This window comes from Vibrio sp. HENC-03 (assembly GCF_000305755.2).
GTDB classification, from domain to species: Bacteria; Pseudomonadota; Gammaproteobacteria; order Enterobacterales; family Vibrionaceae; genus Vibrio; species Vibrio owensii.
On record NZ_JH976072.1, the window covers coordinates 1 to 268 of the forward strand.

The 268-nt window shown below is 49.6% G+C and carries 2 tRNA genes; both read right to left on the reverse strand.

Features of this window, described 5'->3' with window-relative positions:
• Nucleotides 1–76 (reverse strand) — tRNA-Asn (locus VCHENC03_RS18590).
• A 42-nt stretch (nt 77–118) separates the two neighbouring features.
• Nucleotides 119–194, reverse strand: a tRNA-Phe gene (locus VCHENC03_RS18585).
• Between the last annotated feature and the right edge of the window lie 74 nt (nt 195–268).

Here is a 268-nt window from a genome sequence, read left to right on the forward strand (position 1 = left end):
TGGCTCCTCCTACTGGACTTGAACCAGTGACCTGCGGATTAACAGTCCGTCGCTCTACCAACTGAGCTAAGGAGGAACTATTCTGTTTGTGTCTTGCTTTAAGCAAGTGCACCAAATATGGTGCCTCGAGGCGGAATCGAACCACCGACACGAGGATTTTCAATCCTCTGCTCTACCGACTGAGCTATCGAGGCAAAAGAAGAATGGTGCCGACTACCGGAATCGAACTGGTGACCTACTGATTACAAGTCAGTTGCTCTACCTACTG